18 protein-coding genes are annotated in these 16,358 nt (G+C 70.6%); 7 read left to right on the top strand and 11 right to left on the bottom strand.

Features of this window, described 5'->3' with window-relative positions; translation table 11 throughout:
• The first annotated feature begins 51 nt into the window (after positions 1 to 51).
• Positions 52 to 201, top strand: a complete 150-nt coding sequence (locus tag N1031_RS08020) for a hypothetical protein (RefSeq protein ID WP_259479100.1) — start codon at positions 52 to 54, stop codon at positions 199 to 201.
• 13 nt (positions 202 to 214) lie between these two features.
• Here the strand turns inward: N1031_RS08020 and N1031_RS08015 are convergent, their stop codons facing one another.
• The 3 genes from N1031_RS08015 to N1031_RS08005 all read right to left on the bottom strand — a co-directional run bounded on the left by N1031_RS08015 (position 215) and on the right by N1031_RS08005 (position 2,836).
• Positions 215 to 424: a hypothetical protein gene (locus N1031_RS08015; protein WP_259479099.1), complete on the bottom strand. Its 210-nt coding sequence runs from the start codon at positions 422 to 424 to the stop codon at positions 215 to 217.
• Positions 425 to 459: 35 nt separating this feature from the next.
• A complete protein-coding gene (locus tag N1031_RS08010; RefSeq protein ID WP_259479098.1) occupies positions 460 to 1,149 on the bottom strand; it encodes a hypothetical protein in 690 nt (229 codons plus the stop codon).
• Between the two features lie 118 nt (positions 1,150 to 1,267).
• A complete protein-coding gene (locus N1031_RS08005; protein WP_259479097.1) occupies positions 1,268 to 2,836 on the bottom strand; it encodes a DUF7059 domain-containing protein in 1,569 nt (522 codons plus the stop codon).
• Positions 2,837 to 2,887: 51 nt separating this feature from the next.
• On the opposite strand from N1031_RS08005, the gene N1031_RS08000 reads away from it, so the two are divergent.
• The 3 genes from N1031_RS08000 to N1031_RS07990 all read left to right on the top strand — a co-directional run bounded on the left by N1031_RS08000 (position 2,888) and on the right by N1031_RS07990 (position 6,036).
• Complete coding sequence (locus N1031_RS08000) at positions 2,888 to 4,414, top strand: carboxylesterase/lipase family protein (protein ID WP_259479096.1); 1,527 nt, start codon at positions 2,888 to 2,890, stop codon at positions 4,412 to 4,414.
• Positions 4,415 to 4,493: 79 nt separating this feature from the next.
• Positions 4,494 to 5,255, top strand: coding sequence for an HAD-IIB family hydrolase (locus tag N1031_RS07995; RefSeq protein ID WP_259479095.1), 762 nt, complete (start codon positions 4,494 to 4,496; stop codon positions 5,253 to 5,255).
• A 160-nt stretch (positions 5,256 to 5,415) separates the two neighbouring features.
• A complete protein-coding gene (locus tag N1031_RS07990; protein WP_259479094.1) occupies positions 5,416 to 6,036 on the top strand; it encodes a hypothetical protein in 621 nt (206 codons plus the stop codon).
• A gap of 4 nt (positions 6,037 to 6,040) precedes the next feature.
• Here N1031_RS07990 and N1031_RS07985 read toward each other — a convergent pair whose 3' ends face one another.
• The 4 genes from N1031_RS07985 to aceA form a co-directional block, all read right to left on the bottom strand.
• Positions 6,041 to 6,556: a DUF2127 domain-containing protein gene (locus tag N1031_RS07985; RefSeq protein WP_259479093.1), complete on the bottom strand. Its 516-nt coding sequence runs from the start codon at positions 6,554 to 6,556 to the stop codon at positions 6,041 to 6,043.
• Complete coding sequence (locus N1031_RS07980) at positions 6,549 to 8,171, bottom strand: cation:proton antiporter (protein WP_259479092.1); 1,623 nt, start codon at positions 8,169 to 8,171, stop codon at positions 6,549 to 6,551. The genes N1031_RS07985 and N1031_RS07980 overlap by 8 nt, the downstream gene beginning before the upstream one ends.
• Before the next feature lie 207 nt (positions 8,172 to 8,378).
• Positions 8,379 to 10,034, bottom strand: a complete 1,656-nt coding sequence (aceB, locus tag N1031_RS07975; RefSeq protein WP_259479091.1) for a malate synthase A — start codon at positions 10,032 to 10,034, stop codon at positions 8,379 to 8,381.
• Between the two features lie 61 nt (positions 10,035 to 10,095).
• Entirely contained in the window at positions 10,096 to 11,394 is a 1,299-nt protein-coding gene (gene aceA / locus N1031_RS07970) for an isocitrate lyase (protein WP_259479090.1), read from the bottom strand.
• A gap of 137 nt (positions 11,395 to 11,531) precedes the next feature.
• Here aceA and N1031_RS07965 point away from each other — a divergent pair, with 137 nt between their 5' ends.
• The 3 genes from N1031_RS07965 to N1031_RS07955 all read left to right on the top strand — a co-directional run bounded on the left by N1031_RS07965 (position 11,532) and on the right by N1031_RS07955 (position 14,387).
• On the top strand, positions 11,532 to 13,001 hold the full coding sequence (locus N1031_RS07965) for a helix-turn-helix domain-containing protein (protein ID WP_259479089.1): 1,470 nt from the start codon (positions 11,532 to 11,534) through the stop codon (positions 12,999 to 13,001).
• 82 nt (positions 13,002 to 13,083) lie between these two features.
• Entirely contained in the window at positions 13,084 to 13,335 is a 252-nt protein-coding gene (locus N1031_RS07960) for a hypothetical protein (protein WP_259479088.1), read from the top strand.
• 44 nt (positions 13,336 to 13,379) lie between these two features.
• Entirely contained in the window at positions 13,380 to 14,387 is a 1,008-nt protein-coding gene (locus tag N1031_RS07955; RefSeq protein ID WP_259479087.1) for an alpha/beta fold hydrolase, read from the top strand.
• Here the strand turns inward: N1031_RS07955 and N1031_RS07950 are convergent.
• From N1031_RS07950 to N1031_RS07935, 4 genes are read right to left on the bottom strand one after another with little or no spacing between them, the layout of a single operon-like run.
• Complete coding sequence (locus N1031_RS07950; protein WP_259479086.1) at positions 14,350 to 14,622, bottom strand: type II toxin-antitoxin system RelE family toxin; 273 nt, start codon at positions 14,620 to 14,622, stop codon at positions 14,350 to 14,352. The two genes, N1031_RS07955 and N1031_RS07950, sit on opposite strands and share 38 nt — an antisense overlap.
• Positions 14,619 to 14,945, bottom strand: coding sequence for a type II toxin-antitoxin system Phd/YefM family antitoxin (locus tag N1031_RS07945; protein WP_259479085.1), 327 nt, complete (start codon positions 14,943 to 14,945; stop codon positions 14,619 to 14,621). Before N1031_RS07945 ends, N1031_RS07950 begins: the two co-directional genes overlap by 4 nt.
• 40 nt (positions 14,946 to 14,985) lie before the next feature.
• Positions 14,986 to 15,432, bottom strand: a complete 447-nt coding sequence (locus N1031_RS07940) for a hypothetical protein (RefSeq protein WP_259479084.1) — start codon at positions 15,430 to 15,432, stop codon at positions 14,986 to 14,988.
• 26 nt (positions 15,433 to 15,458) lie between these two features.
• Complete coding sequence (locus N1031_RS07935; RefSeq protein ID WP_259479083.1) at positions 15,459 to 16,328, bottom strand: AraC family transcriptional regulator; 870 nt, start codon at positions 16,326 to 16,328, stop codon at positions 15,459 to 15,461.
• Positions 16,329 to 16,358 lie beyond the last annotated feature (30 nt).

Genomic DNA, 16,358 nt, shown 5'->3' with positions numbered 1-16,358 from the left:
GACGGTGGGGGCCGATGACTACGCTACCCGCTAGCCACTAGTGTCGGAGTCATGAGCGACGACCTCGACGACGACCGCCCCACCGGGTTCATGGGCCGCCTCGGGCGTGCTCGAGCACTCACCTGGATCGTGATCATCGGGCTGGTGGCCCTCAGCATCGGGGCGATCTCGTTCGTGATCGTGCTGCAGAGCAGCCTGTAGCGGCTCTGCGCGCTCAGACCGCGGCGGGAGCGGTGTCGCCGTCTTCGGCGGCGTCGTCGATCAGCTCCTGGTCCCACTCGGCCAGTGCTGTCTCGGCCTCCGCGCGGGTGGTGAAGGGGCCGAGCGACGGGGCGCCGGGGAACTCCTCGGGGTTGAGGTCGGTCGTCACGTAGTAGGTGACGGTGTCGTCGTCTTCGTGCTCGACGATGCGCAGGTCGGTCATGGCGTCAGACTATCGCGCCGCCTCTGACGCTGCGATCAGAAGTCGAAGCCGCCGCCGAAGTCGCCGCCACCGAAATCGCCACCGAAGTCGCCGCCGCCACCCCAGTCGCCGCTGCCGCCGCCCCAGTCGCCTCCGTCGGCCGAGACGCCGCCGTCGGCACCCGCATCCGTACCCGTGTCACCGCTCGCGTCGGTGCCGGAGTCGCCGGTGCCGGAGTCGCCGGAGTCGGCCGCCTGGTCGACCGAGGGGTCGGGAAGGAATGCGCTCACCAGCGCGGAGCCGATCACGTAGCCCGCGACGGTGCCGAGCAGAGACGACGCGACCATGCTGCCGAAGCCCATGCCACCGCCGCGGTTGCCGCCGTTGAAGGAGCGCTCGAGCGTGCCGGGCTGACGCAGCTCGGAGCGGGTGGCCGACTGCGCCAGCGAGTGCGGGTCGTCGCCGCGCGGCTGGTCGCCGGCGGGTGCGTTCTCGCTGAGCTGCTGGAACAGCAGCTGGCGCTGCTCGGGGGTGAGCTTGGTGAACGCCTCTTCGTGCACCTGCTCGATGGTCTCGGGCGGAGCGGTGCGCAGCAGGTAGCGGTAGCGCTCGACGGCGATCTCGTCGTCGGTGCGCTGGGCGGCCTGGGCGGTCTGGCCGGCGGCCGGCCGGGCCTGCGGCGCGGGGGTGTACTGCGGGTACTGCTGCGGTTCTTCTCGGCCAAGCAGGCGGTCGAGGAATCCCATGATCAATCGCTCCGATCTCAGCGGCGCCGGAATGCGCCGACACTGGAGACCAGTCTGGCGGCCGCTTCTGTGCACCGACTGTGCACCCACTGCGCGTCAGCCATGCGAGACGAAAGCATCAGGCGGGGCGCAGGAAGCCGTCGGCGACGAGGTCGCGCACCTGCGGCAGCAGCTCGGCCGTGAGGGCGGGCTCGTCGACCTCGAGCACCTCGGCGAGCGCCGCACAGAGCGCGCGCACGCCGAGGTCGCCGTCGCACGCGCCCACGAATGCCGCGAGCGCCGTGCCGAGGGGCACCGTGCGGGCGAAGCCGCCGCCCTGGCGCAGGGTCATCACGACGGGGTCGTCGTGTCCTGGCCAGTAGTGGCGCTCCTCGGTGACGTCTCCCGCGTAGACGAGGGTCGCCGCGAGCAGGGCCTCGTCGCCGCGGTGGGCCTGCCAGTCGTGCGCCTCCAGGCATGCCGCGAGGTGGTCGCCCAGTCCGATCGGGTTCGACCCGATCGCCTCGGCCACCCGCTCGTAGCGCGCCAGGGTCACGTCACCCGCCTGCGCCCACGGCCGCCGCAGCAGCACGTAGCCGAACCCCACCTCGTGCACGCCACGCGCGTCGAAGTCGTCGAGCCAGGCCGCGTACAGTGCGTCGAACCCGGATGCTCCGGGGCGCGTGCCGCCGTCGCGGATCCAGGTCTCCGCATACGTCGGCGCATCCTGCCGCTCGCGTTCGATCACCCAGGCGTCGACCGGCACCGCCGACGACGCCACCCACGAGCGCACCCGCTCCAGTCCGTCGAGCGTCGGCGAGTCGCCGTCGCCGCTCCCCGCCCGGTACTCCCAGTTGCCGAGCAGCTGAGCGATCCCGCCCGGTTCGAGGTGCTCGCCCGCCTGCCGGATCACCCGCGCCACCAGCGCATCCCCCTCGAGCCCGCCGTCGCGGTACTCGTACTGCGGCACCCCGTCGCGCCGCGGTGTGATGACGAACGGCGGGTTCGACACGATGCGGTCGAACCGCTCCCCCGCCACCGGCTCGAACAGGCTCCCGTGCCGGAACTCGATGCCCGCGATGCCGTTCAGCCGCGCGTTGAAGCGCGCGAGCTCGAGCGCTCGCTCCGAGATGTCGGTGGCCACCACGCGCTCGGCGTGGCGGGCCGCGTGCATGGCCTGGATGCCGCATCCGGTGCCGAGGTCGAGCACCGTGCGCGCGGGCGTCGGCACCATCAGGCCCGACAGCGTGAGCGACGCCCCGCCCACGCCGAGCACGTGGTCTTCGTCGAGCGCCCGCCCGAGCACGGCCTCGCCGAGGTCGGAGACGATCCACCAGCTGCCCGCGCCCAGCGAGTCGACGAAGCTGTAAGGCCGCAGGTCTAGCAGGGCGTGCAGGTGCCCGCCGTGCGAGTCGAGCAGCCCCAGCTCGACCATCCCGGCGGGCCCCACCCGGGGCAGAGCCCGCGAGACCGCGTCGGACTCGAGCGCCTCCCCCAGGAGGAACAGTCGCGCCAGCGTCGCAGCCGCCGGTTCGGGCTCGGCGGCTCCGGATGCGCGCGACGCCTCCAGCACCCGTCGCGCCGGGAGCGTGCGCCCCCGGTGCAGCGCCGCCGCGGCGGCCGGGCCCCAGAGCCCTTCGATCACGTCGACCCGGTAGCGCGCCGCCACGAGATCGTCGCGGAGCAGGTCGATCAGCTGAGCATCCACACCCCCATTCAACCGTGCCGCAGCGCCGGCTCGAGTCGATACAGTGGGCGCATGCCGACCACCGACGACGCCTCGCTCCTCATCGACACCACCGCCGGTTCTGTGCGCGGGGTGCTCGAGAGCGGAGTGCGGCACTGGCGGGGCGTCCCCTATGCCGCGGCACCCGTGGGAGCGCTGCGGTTCCGTGCACCGCAGCCGCCCGCTGTGTGGGACGGCGTGCGCGAGGCGGTCGCGTTCGGCGACGCCGCGCCCCAGCACGAGAACCGCGCCGTCTCACTCCCCGAGGGTGTGACCCAGTCGGAGGACTGCCTCACCCTCAACGTGTCGGCACCCGCCGTGGCCACGCGCCTCCCCGTCATGGTCTGGATCCACGGCGGCGCCTACATCGCAGGCTCCAGCGCGCAGCCGCTCTACGAACCCACCCACCTCGTCACCGAGGGCGACGTCGTCGTCGTGTCGCTGAACTACCGGCTCGGTGCCCTCGGCTTCCTCGACTTCTCGTCGCTGTCGACAGCCGAGCAGCCCTTCGACACCAACCTCGGCCTCCGCGACATCGTCGCCGCCCTGCACTGGGTGCAGCAGAACATCGCCGCGTTCGGCGGCGACCCGGATGCGGTCACCCTGTTCGGTGAGTCGGCCGGCGGCGGGTGCGTCACCACCCTGCTCACCTCCCCCGCCGCCTCCGGTCTGTTCCATCGTGCGATCGCGGAGAGCTCGCCCGCCACCTCGGTCTACGGGCAGGAGCGCGCGGCACGGGTGGCCCACCAGTTTCTCGGGCTCGTGGGCGTCGACCCCGCGCATCCCGAAGCCCTGCGCGAGCTCTCGGCGGAGCGCCTCAGCGAGGCCGCCTTCGAGCTGGTCGGCGCCGTCTCGGCCGAGGCGCCGGGCACCCTCGCTATCGGGCCGGTCGTCGACGGCGACCTCGTGCCCGAGCATCCCGTCACCGCCTTCGCCGCGGGCCGGCAGCTGCCGGTGCCGCTCATCATCGGCACGAACCGCGACGAGGCCTCGCTGTTCCGCCTCATGAAGTCGCCCCTCATGCCCATCACGCAGACCTCGGTGCACGCCATGTTCGAGCAGATCGCGCTCGAACGCCCCGAGCTCGACGGCGTGGAGGAGCGCATCGAGGCCGCGTACCCGCACTTCCCGCACCATCGAACGCCCTCCGAGGTGTCGCGCGACGCCGGGTTCCGCATGCCGTCGATCTGGGTGGCCGCCGCGCACAGCCGGCTGGCGCCCACGCGCATGTACCGCTTCGACCACTCCACGCCGGCCCTGCGCCTGCTCGGCATCGGCGCCACGCACGGAGCCGAGCTGGCCTACGTGTTCGGCAACTTCGAACTCACCCGCAAAGACTTCAGCTTCCGTCTCGGCGGCCGCGACGCGGCGCACCGGGTGGCCGAGCTCGTGCGGGGGCACTGGCTCGCGTTCGCGCGCACCGGCGAAGCCCCGGGGTGGCCGCTCTACGACGAGGCTGCGCGCAGCACCCTCGTGTTCGACCACGGGGCGACGGTGGTCGGCGATCCCGACGCCGCCATCCGCGAGGCCTGGGGCGACGAGGTCATCGGCTTCGACTGAACACGGGCGGATGCGCTGATCTGTCACAATATGATCTCGCCTGCTCGCCGCATCCCGGCCCTACCTAGGAGATACCGCTTTGACGACGAACGTCCGCCTGGTCGCCTTCGACCTCGACGACACCCTCGCGCCCTCCAAGGCACCGCTCGACCCCCGCATGGCCTCGCTGCTCGTCGACCTGCTCGAGGCCGTTCCCGTCTGCGTCATCTCGGGCGGTCAGTTCGGGCAGTTCCAGTCGCAGCTCGTGGCGAACCTGCCTGAGGGAGCCGGTGACAAGCTGGCCCGCCTGCACCTCATGCCCACCTGCGGCACCCAGTACTACCGCTACGACGACGGCGGCTGGAACCAGATCTACGCCGAGAACCTCACCGACGAGCAGAAGACCGCCGCTCAGGATGCACTGGTGAGCAACGCGAAGCGCCTCGGTCTCTGGGAGGAGCAGACCTGGGGCCCCATCCTCGAGGACCGCGGCTCGCAGATCACCTACTCGGCGCTCGGCCAGCAGGCTCCCATCCCGGCGAAGTCGGCCTGGGACCCGACCGGCGCCAAGAAGGAGGCCCTGCGGTCGGCGGTCGCCGAGCTCCTCCCCGAGCTCGAGGTGCGCTCCGGCGGGTCGACCTCGGTCGACATCACGCGCAAGGGCATCGACAAGGCCTACGGCATGACGAAGCTGGCCGAGCTCACCGGCATCCCGCTCGGCGAGATGCTGTTCGTGGGCGACCGCCTCGACGAGGGCGGCAACGACTACCCGGTGAAGACCGTCGGCGTGCCGACCCACGCCGTCGAGGGCTGGGAGGACACCGCGGAGTTCGTCGAGGGTTTCCTGGCCGCACGTCGCTGAGTCGGGGTCGCGAGGCGGCCGTTCAAGTCAATTCGGGCCTCGCCGGATGAACGGCGTGTAAATTCCACGTTCACATCGCTTGCAAATGTCCCCCCAACGGGGTGGGCTGGGTCAAGACGGCTGTCGATCACGACGGCTCCTTCCCGGCGAGAGGACGATGATGACGCATACTGACACGCTTGACGGCGAGACCCCGACCGAGGGCGGAGTGGCGCGCCGCAGCGTGCTGGCCGCGGCGTGGGCGGCACCCGTCGTGGTAGCCACGCTGGCCGCCCCCAGGGCCTCCGCCTCGACGGTGGGGGTGAACTCGGTGCAATACACCAGCTTCTCGTCGGCGAGCTTCCAAGACGAGCAGATCAACGTGAACCGGCCGCTCGCGATCGTGATCGACGGGACCCTCGCGGCGGGCGACCTCGTCACGATGGTGGTCGCCGGCACGATGGTGCGCTCCGGCGGCGGCGCCGGCAGCAGCCGCACCACTCCGCTGCGCATCTCGGCCGTGAACGGGCCGAACTTCAACGTGGTGAGCACGTCGGCCGGTGGCGACGGGTCGCAGACGATCGTGCTCGTGTCGAACAACGCCCTGCCCGAGGGCACCTACCGCAAGACCATCTCGTGGATTCCGCTCGAGGGATCGACCACCGAACAGGCGCAGGCCGAGATCCTCACCTGGCCGCTCGGCACCTACACCGCCGACATCACGGTCGACGTGGCCGGAGTGACCGGTGCCGCGCAGGCCTACACGCTCAACCGCACACCCGTGGGTGGCGCGGGCGACTGACCGGTCAGGCGGGGTGCGGCGTACGCCGCACCATCCGCCACTCCTTCCACACCAGCCCGATGATCGCCAGGTCGATCACCGTGAGCAGCCCCATCCCCACGGTCGGCTTCATCACCAGCACGACGCCCTGGTACACCGCGAACGCCCCGAGCACGGCGAGCGCCCACGGGTACACCCAGTGGAACCGGCGGAGCAGGCAGTAGACGAGCGCCAGCTTCACCACGCCGTGCAGCAGCAGGAACGTGATGATGAAGGCGTGGTGCCCTGCTATCAGTTCGTGGTGGGCGCGACCCACCCAGTAGGCGATCAGGTCGAGCACGGGATGCGGTCCGGTCTCGGCGACCGCGAGCGGCGCGATCAGCCTGGCCAGCGCATCCGGTGCCCACAGCAGCGCGAGGCCGGCGAGGAGTTCGAACGCGCCGTCGATCCCCTTGAGCGCCAGCCCGATGCGGTACACCACGAGAAAGCGGCGGTCGGCGGCGGTCGGCAGCTCCGTCGCGGGCGCGGCGGTGTCACTCATCGCCCCGGGACCTTCCCACGTCGAGCTCGGTCTCCTCGACGTCGATCTTCGCGAGCACGGCCTTGACCGCGCGCTCCTGGTAGCGGCCCTCCGAGCGGGCGGCGAGCACCGCATCCCGCTCGGCCGCGATCATGGAGCGACGCAGGCGGTTGTAGGTCTTCGTGAGCGGTTCGTCACCCTCGCCGGGGTTCTCGAGCGCGTCACCGAGAAAGCCGGCGTTGAGCCTGAGTCGCTCCACGACGCGGCGGTCGACGCCCTCATCGAGCTCTTCGTCGAGGCGGGCGAGCCCGTGCGTCTGGGCTTCGGCGAGCAGCATGTGCACCTCGCTCTGCTCCTGCCGGAAGTCGGGCGGCGGCAGGTGCAGGCGCCGGATGACGAACGGCAGGAACGCCCCGCCGAGCAGGGTGCCGACCACCACCACGAATGCCAGGAACTGCAGGAAGGCTCTGCCCGGTGTCTCCTCGGGCAGCAGGAACACGGCGGCGAGCGTGACCACGCCGCGGATGCCGGCGACCGACACCGCGATGCCGTTGCGCCAGCTCCAGCCGCGCGGCCGGAGCCACTGCGGGCCGAAGCGGTAGACGGAGGTGGTGAACATCATCCAGACGAAGCGGGAGAGGAAGACGGAGAGGAGGATGGCGGCCGAGATCCAGATGGTGGGCCAGACGCCGGGGCCCGTGGCGAGGGCGCCCTCGAGGATGGCGGGCAGGCTCAGGCCGATGAAGAGGAAGACGGCGTTCTCGAGCAGGAACTGGATGGTGCGCCAGTTGAGCGCCTCCGCGATTCGGGCCTGGGCGGTCTGGATGACGGGGGCCCGCAAGCCGAGGAAGAGACCCGCGACCACGACGGCCAGCACGCCGGAGCCGTGCAGCAGCTGGGCGGGGATGAACGCGACGTAGGGCGTGATGAGCGAGAGGCTGGTGTCGAGCACGGGCGAGTGCAGGCGCTTGCGAACCGCGGCCAGGATGCCGCCGACGACGAAGCCGAAACCGACGCCCACGACGACGGCGATGACGAACTCGAGCAGGATGAGCCACGGAGAAAGGGGTTCGGCGGCAGCGTCGCCGGTCGCGCTCGTGCCGGTCGAGGCTGCGACGATGGCGGCGATCGCGGCGTTGAGCGCCACCAGGGCCGTCGCGTCGTTGAGCAGGCTCTCTCCCTCGAGCACGGTCACGAGGCGGCGCGGCAGCTTGAGCCGGCCCGCGATGGCGGTGACCGCGACCGCGTCGGTGGGTGCCACGACCGCGCCGAACGCGAAGGCGGCCGCCAGGGTGATGGCGGGCACCACGAGCCACGCGGTGAGGCCGACAGCAACGACGGTGAAGGCGACCAGCCCGACGGAGAGCAGGAGGATGCCGTCGCGGCGGGCCCGCACGTCGGCGAAGGAGGTGCGGATCGCGGCCGCGAAGAGGAGAGGTGGCAGCAGCCCGTAGAGGATGAGGTCGGGTTCGACCTCGACGGCCGGAACTCCGGGGATGAACGACACGACCGCGCCGACCACGACCAGCACGATCGGAGCCGACCAGCCGATCCGGCCCGACAGGCCGGTCACCGCCACGGTCACCACCACGAACGACACCACCCACACGATCGTGCCGATGGCCGCAGCTTCCATCCGCCCATTATCGCGGCCCCGGCGAGCGCGCGAGGGCTCGGCCGACGAACTGGGGGGATGAGGCTCGCGACCACCGGTGGCGTGTGCAGAGCCGCCGCCACTAGCGCGATTCACCCAGGCGGCAGGGTGGGAGGAGGAGCCGGCCACCCCCGGCATGAGAGCCAGGTGTGACCGGATCCTCCTCCCGAACGCGCGCCGCGCGGGCGGTCAGGCGGCGACGGGCTCGCGGGTGCGAGCGGGGGCGGTGTCCACCAGGTAGTGCGCGTAGGCGGGGATGGTGAGGAAGGTGGGGAAGTCCTCCTCGAGGGCCACCATGCGCAGGATGTTCTCCGCGTCGTCGAAGCGGTCGTCGAGCGAGCGGTCGAGGCTGCGCAGCACCTCGTGCAGCTCCGACTCGACGTGCGCCCGGGTCACCCGCGTGCCCTCCGCGGTCACGACACCCTGGTGGATCCACTGCCACAGCTGCGACCGCGAGATCTCCGCCGTGGCCGCGTCCTCCATGAGCCCGTCGATCGCCGCGGCGCCCGTGCCCCGCAGCCAGCTCTCGAGGTAGCGCAGGGCGACCGACACGTTCGACCGCACCCCGGCATCCGTCACCGTGCGGTCGATGCCACTGAGGTCGACCAGCTGCGCCGCCGTCACCGACACCTCGGGGCGGGTGCGCTCGAGCTGGTTCGGCCGGTCGCTCAGCACCGCGTCGAACTCGGCGCGCGCCGTGGGGATGAGGTCGGGATGCGCCACCCACGTTCCGTCGAAGCCGTCGCCGGCCTCGCGCCGCTTGTCGTCGCTCACCTTCGCCAGAGCCCGCTCGGTGGCCTCGGGGTCGCGCCGGTTCGGGATGAACGCGCTCATGCCCCCGATGGCATGTGCTCCCCGCTTGTGGCAGGTCTGCACGAGCAGCTCGGTGTAGGCGCGCATGAATGGCACCGTCATCGTGATCTGCGCACGGTCGGGGAGCACGAAGCCGCGCCCGCGATCGCGGAAGTTCTTGATGATGCTGAAGATGTAGTCCCAGCGCCCGGCGTTGAGGCCCGCGGCGTGGTCGCGCAGTTCGTAGAGGATCTCGTCCATCTCGTAGGCCGCCGGGATGGTCTCGATGAGCACCGTCGCCCGGATGGTGCCGTGCGGAATGTGCAGGGCGTTCTCGGTGAAGGTGAACACGTCGTCCCACAGCCGCGCCTCGAGGTGGTTCTCGATCTTCGGCAAGTAGAAGTACGGTCCGCGCCCCGACTCGATGAGAGCGGTGGCGTTGTGGAACGCGTAGAGCCCGAAGTCGACCAGGGATGCGGACGCCGCACGGGTGTAGCCGGCCCGGTCGGTGTAGCCCAGGTGCTTCTCGGTGAGGTGCCAGCCGCGCGGCCTCATGATGATGGTCGGGCGCTCGTCGGGTGACGCGGTAACGGTGTAGTGCTTGCCCTCCGGGCTCGTGAACTCGAGCCGGTCGCGGATGGCGTCGTGAAGCGACAGCTGGCCGCCGATGACGTTGGCCCAGGTGGGGCTGGTGGCGTCTTCGAGATCGGCGAGCCACGCCTTCGCACCCGAGTTCAGCGCGTTGATGGTCATCTTCGGGTCGGTGGGCCCGGTGATCTCCACGCGGCGGTCTTCGAGCCCGGGCCCGGCACCGGCGACCCGCCACTCGGTGTTCTCGCGGATGTGCGCGGTCTCGGGCAGGAACCGCAGGTCGCGGCCGTTCTCGATGTGCTTGCGGCGGGCCATGCGGTCGGCGAGCCGCTCCTGGCGGCGGCCGGCGAACTGGTCGTGCAGCCGGGTGAGGAAGGCGAGCGCCTCGGGGGTGAGGATCTCGTCGAAGCGCTCGCCCTGCTCGGCGTGCACCGTGGTGGAGGTGGGGGTGGGGTGGGACATCGTCGTATGCCTTTCACAGAATGAATCGCGGACGCAGTGGCACTGCGGTCGTGGGTGCAGCTCAGTGGAACTGCTCGGACTCGGTCGAACCCACGAGCGCGAGGGTGGCGCTCTCGGGGTTCAGGGCCGTGGCGATCCGGTCGAAGTAGCCGGTGCCCACCTCACGCTGGTGTTTCGTGGCGGTGTATCCGTCGGCCTCGGAGGCGAATTCGGCCTCCTGCAGCTCGACGTAGGCGCTCATGTGCGTCTCGCCGTAGCCGCGGGCGAGCGTGTACATGGAGTGGTTGAGGGCGTGGAAGCCCGCGAGGGTGATGAACTGGAACTTGTAGCCCATCGCCGACAGGTCGCTCTGGAAGGTGGCGATCTGCGCATCCGTCAGCTTGCTCTTCCAGTTGAAGCTGGGGCTGCAGTTGTAGGCGAGCAGCTTGCCGGGGAACTCGGCGTGGATCGCCTCGGCGAAGCGGCGGGCGAGCTCGATGTCGGGCTCGCTCGACTCCACCCAGAGCAGGTCGGCGTAGGGCGCGTAGGCGAGACCACGCTCGATGACGGTGTCGATGCCCGGTGTGGTGCCGTAGAAGCCCTCCGGGGTGCGGGTGCCGTCGAGGAACGGCTTGTCGCGGTCGTCGACGTCGCTCGTGATGAGGTTGGCGGCGAGCGAGTCGGTGCGCGCGATGACGATGGTCGGCACGCCGGCGACGTCGGCCGCCAGGCGGGCCGCATTGAGGGTGCGGATGTGCTGGCTAGTCGGGATGAGCACCTTGCCTCCCATGTGCCCGCACTTCTTCTCGCTGGCCAGCTGGTCCTCCCAGTGCACGCCCGCGGCGCCGGCCTGGATCATGGACTTCATGAGCTCGTAGGCGTTGAGCGGGCCGCCGAAGCCCGCCTCCGCATCCGCCACGATCGGCACCAGCCACTCCCGCTCGGGCAGCCCCTCCGCGAACTCGATCTGGTCGGCGCGCAGCAGGGCGTTGTTGATGCGGCGCACGACGGCCGGCACCGAGTTGGCCGGGTAGAGGCTCTGGTCGGGGTAGGTCTGGCCGCTGAGGTTGGCGTCGGCGGCCACCTGCCAGCCGGAGAGGTAGATGGCCTTGAGGCCGGCGCGCACCTGCTGCACCGCCTGGTTGCCGGTGAGGGCGCCGAGGGCGGCCACCCACTCGTCGTCGCAGTGGATGAGCTCCCACAGGCGCTCGGCACCGCGGGCGGCGAGGGTGTTCTCTTCGGCGACCCGGCCGCGGAGCGCGATGACGTCTTCGGCGCTGTAGTCGCGCTGGATGCCGTTCCAGCGGGCGTCGGTCTTCCAGCTGCGCTCCAGGTCGGCGGCGGTCTGGATCTGGTCTCCGGGTCGGGTGGTGGTGCTCATGTCGATGCTCCAATGAGGTCGAGATCGTGCTTGGGTTCGACTCTGGGGCCTGCACAAGCCTTCTTCTCGAGAATCTCGGCCAGAAATTCTGGCCTTCTTCTGTTTTCACGAAGAACGCGCTCTGCGAGACTGTCGGCATGACGACGACGTCTCCCACCCCCGCGCACGATGGACTCATGCTCGACTCCCTCACCATCGGCCGCCGCATCCGGCAGCTGCGCACCGAGCGCGGCCTCACCCTCGACGACCTCGGCACCGCCATCGGCCGCGCCCCCTCACAGGTCTCGGTCGTCGAGAACGGCCGCCGCGAACTGAAGCTGGGCGAGCTGCAGCGGTTCGCCTCGGCGCTCGGGGTGGGCGTGCAGCAGCTCATGAGCGCCGAGCCGCCGACCGAGCGCGCCGCTCTCGAGATCGCGCTCGAACGAGCCCAGCGCGGGCCGCTCTTCGCGTCGCTCGGGCTGCCGCCCCTCCCCCTGCGCAAGTCGCTCAGCGACGACGCCATCCGCACCATCCTCAGCCTCCACCGCGAGCTGGAGCGCGTGCACAACGAGCGCGCCGCCACCCCCGAGGAGGCCCGCCGCGCGAACACGCAGCTGCGGCAGTCGATGCGCGCCCGCCACAACTACTTCGCCGAACTCGAGCAGCAGGCCGCTGCCTTGCATGCCGCCGTCGGTCACCGCGGCGGTCCCCTGTCGCAGCGGGTCGCATCCGATCTGGCCTCGCACCTGGGGTTCACCCTCCACTACGCGGGCGATCTCCCGGGCTCGACCCGCTCGGTGACCGACCTGCGCAACGGTCGCATCTACGTGCCGCTCGGCCAGAGTCCCGACGCCGACCCGCGCTCGGTGGTGCTGCAGGCCCTCGCCTCGCACGTGCTCGGGCACGCCGAACCGCGCGACTACGGCGAGTTCTTGCAGCAGCGGGTGCAGACGAACTATCTCGCGGCAGCGCTGCTGGTGGCCGAGGCGGCCGCGGTGAGCATCCTGTCGGCCGCGAAGGATGCGCGCGAGCTGTCGGTCGAAGACCTGCGGGATGCGTTCGGCGTGAGCTACGAGACGGCGGCGCACCGTTTCACCAACCTGGCGACGGAGCACCTCGGCATTCCCGTGCACTTCTTGAAGGTGCACGAGTCGGGGTCGATCTCGAAGGCCTACGAGAACGACAGCGTGCAGTTCCCGACGGATGCGCTGGGCGCGGTGGAGGGGCAGACCGTGTGCCGCTTCTGGAGCGCGCGGCGGGTGTTCGACGTGGAGGACCGCTTCAGCCCCTACCACCAGTACACCGACAAGCCGGCGGGCACCTACTGGTGCACCTCGCGCATCCAGCCCTCGAGTCGCGGGCAGTTCTCGGTGTCGGTGGGCACGGCGTTCGCGCACGCGAAGTGGTTCCGGGGGCGCGACACGGTGAACCGCTTCGCGTCGACCTGCCCCGACGAGTCGTGCTGCCGCCGCCCGCCCGCGGGGCTGGCCTCGCGCTGGGCCGGCCAGGCGCATCCGTCGGCCCGCCTCAACTCGTCGCTGCACGCGGCGATGCCGACCTCGGGGTTCACCGGGGTCGACACCACCGAAGTGTTCGAGTTCCTGGAGCGCCACGCGCCGTCGGCGTGAGGGGTGTCCAGGAGCGCCGATAGCGCCTATGGTGAGCATTGTTCGCACACGTCCAGGCGGGAAGGTGCGGGAAGGTGGGCTGATGCGCTCGGGCAACAGGTTCGTGATCGCGGGGGTCGGCCTCATCGTGCTGTCGGCCGTGCTGACGACGGGGACGTCGGTGCTCGGCTTCAGGTTGGTCGATTCCGGCTCGCCCGGGGGCCAGAGTCTGCTCATCGCGCTTCAGACGGTCATCGTCATCGTGAACGACATCTCCGCTCCGCTGGGCGCGGCGCTGCTCGCGGCCGGCCTCGTGCTGGTGCACCTGAAGCGCACGCGGGGGGCTCGGGAGTGACGGTGCGCCGACCAGGGCGACCACCGCGCGGGGCCCGGGGGCGAATGCTTCGCTCCGCACTGGTGCTCGCCTCCGTCTGTGCGGCTCTCGTGGGGTGCTCCTCTCCGATCGCACCCAGGGGATCCCCCACCAACGCGAACAGCGACGCCGCAGACCCGGCCGCCGCCACGTCTGCGTCGCCCATCGCGGGGCTGTTCGATGTGGGCGGCGGGCGGAAGATATATCTCGAGTGCAGCGGCAGCGGTTCGCCGACCGTGGTGTTCGTCGGAGGGCTGCGGGCCGGGGGCGACTACTGGAGCCGCGCATCCGACGGCCAAAAGCCGGTCTACCCGGCGATCGCCGAGAACACGCGCGCGTGCACCTATGACCGGCCGGGAACGGTGCTCGACGGCAACGCGTTCAGCCGGTCGGACCCGATCGAGCAGCCCACCACCGCCGCACCGGCCGCCGCCGACCTGCAGGCGCTGCTCGAAGCCGCGGATGTGCCGGGCCCTTACGTGCTGGCGGCGCACTCGTACGGTGGGATGATCGCGCGCCTCTTCGCGAGCGCGCATCCCGACGAGGTGGTGGGACTGGTGCTCGTCGACACGCTGTCGGAGGCGTTCCAGACGGCGCTCTCGCCCGAGTACTACGAGATGTGGAAGGTGTCGGGCGCCTCCGACCCCGCCGACATCGCCGTATACCCCGCACTCGAACGGCTCGACGACGACGCCGTGTTCGACGAGATGCGCGCGGCACCCGCCATCAGCCCGATGCCCGTCACGGTGCTCTCGGCCGACGTGAAGTACGCGCCCATCTGGGAGTCGCTGATCGACGCCGGAACCCTTCCCGAGGGCACACCGCTCGACCTCGGCGAGCAGATCGACCGGGCGCAGGCGGCGTCGCAGCAGTTCCAGGCGACGCTGGTGCCGGATGAGACGCACCTCACCGAGACGCACAGCGGTCACGACATCGCCCACGACAACGCAGCGCTCGTGATCGACGCGATCGAGGGGGTGGTGGCGGATGCGCGCCTCAGCTTTGATACGCATCCCGCCGATGAACCACGGTGACCACCTCGATGATGAGGCGGCGGTCTTCCACCCGGTAGATCACGCGATACTCACCACGCCGTGCCGAGTAGAGCGGAAAGAGGGGCTCGTTGAGCTGCTTGCCGAGCCGTTTCGGATTGTCGCGCAGGGCTCCCATGATGAACTCGAACGCCGCTGCGGCGACGGCTTCAGGCAGCTGCTCGGTCAGCGCGCGCTTGGCCGAGCGGGTGAAACGCACCTCGTAGGGCGCGCTCACTCGTCGTCGGTCACGGGCGGTCGCCCGCTCACGCGCAAATCGCCACCGAGTCGTCGCGCTTCGATCATGGCGTCGCGCAGGTCATCCGCGTCGACAAGGTCGTCGGCCTCGAGGTCGCGAAGACCCTCGTGAATGGCTTCGAGCGCTGACGAATCGCTGAGGATCTCGATCGTCTCGAGCAGCACGTCGTAGTCGTCGGCGCCGAGGATGACCACGGCACGGCTCCCGTTGCGCGTGACCTCGAAGCGCTCGTGCGTCGTCGAGGCGGACTCCACGATCTTGGAGAAGTTCGCGCGCGCTTCTGCGACCGGAAGTGTCGTCATGTACAGAATTCTAGCGCACGGACGGAGCGCGCACTTCTGTTCAGGGGAACGTGAGGGTGACCGCTGGACTCTGGGCGTCGCCGGGGCTGGTCAGTGAGGCGGCAAAGGAGCGGGCTTCGCCGTCTGGGCCGGTGAAGCCGAGCGACACACCGTACTGACCGCCGGCCGCCAGCGTGCCCGTGGCGACGAAGTCGCTGTTCGACAGGTCGCTCAGGAGGAACGCGGGGCCGAGCATGTTCCACGACATGAGTTCGGTGTCGCCCTGCAGGCGTGCGACCGAGAGCGTGACCTCAACGTCGGCGGCCGAGTCGTTCGTGATCCGCAGCGTCGAAGAGGCCTCCGCGGCGCCACTCGCCGCCGCGGGCACCCACGTCCACGAGACGGCGTGCGTCTCACTCGCGGCCGCTCCCGGGGCCGTCGCCGCGAGCAACACCACCGGCGTCGCCCACGCCCCCGCGAGTACCGTCCGTCTCCCCACCTCGACCATGCCCGCAGTTTAGCGGTGACACGCACTCACGCCCGCTCCACCGGCAACCAGAGTTCGCAGGTAGCGGTCGAGAAGTCATCCGCCCGCTCGAGAACCGCGACGATCGACGGTCCCTCCCGCAACCTCCAGGGGTTCGACGGGAACCATTCGGACGCCGTCGCCGCCCAGGTCGACTGCAGCGCAGTCGGGTACTCCCCCGACACCGTGAACACCGCCCACATGCCGCTCGCCACCTCGAAGGCGTCGAGCCCTTCGGGCACCTCCGAGTCGGCACCGACCGCGACACCGTGCAGGTAGGTGAGCTCGGTTCCCTCGCGGTAGTCCGCGTCCACGTCCGCACTCACCTGGAGCAGCCCGGCCGGCTCGGCAGCACTCAGGGCCTTGAGTCGCGCGTGCTCCTCCGCCGGCAGCGCGCCGATGAACGAGAGGATGTGCGGGTTGGCGCCCTGATGGATGAGCGGCACGCGGGCGGCGTGCCCGACGAGCCTGAACGCGGGTCGTTCGACGAGGCGGGTGTGCATGACGGTGTTCCCTTCGACGGTCAGGCGGAACCTGAGCTGCGGTTGCGTGCGAAGGGGTCCGCCGTCGCGCCGGACATCGCCGGGGCCGACGCCGTGCACCGCGCGGAAGGCGCGCGTGAAGGCCTCGGTCGATCCGTAGCCGTAGCGCACGGCGATGTCGATCAGTGGCTCCCCACCGCCGACCACATCCGCCGCCGCCAGGGTCATCCGCCGCCGCCGGATGTATTCCGACAGCGGCATACCCGCCAGCGACGAGAACATGCGCCGCAGGTGGTACTCGGTCGTCCCGAGCCCGAGCGCCAGCTCGCCTACGTCGATCTCGTCGGCGAGGCGCTCTTCGACCGACTCCACCAGCCTGTTCAGCTCAGCGATCACGGCTCTCCCTTCGACACCCACTCTCCCGCG

Origin of the sequence: Herbiconiux moechotypicola (genome assembly GCF_024979255.1) — a bacterium.
Lineage (GTDB): Bacteria > Actinomycetota > Actinomycetes > Actinomycetales > Microbacteriaceae > Herbiconiux > Herbiconiux moechotypicola.
This window is presented reverse-complemented; position numbering and strand designations above follow the sequence as displayed.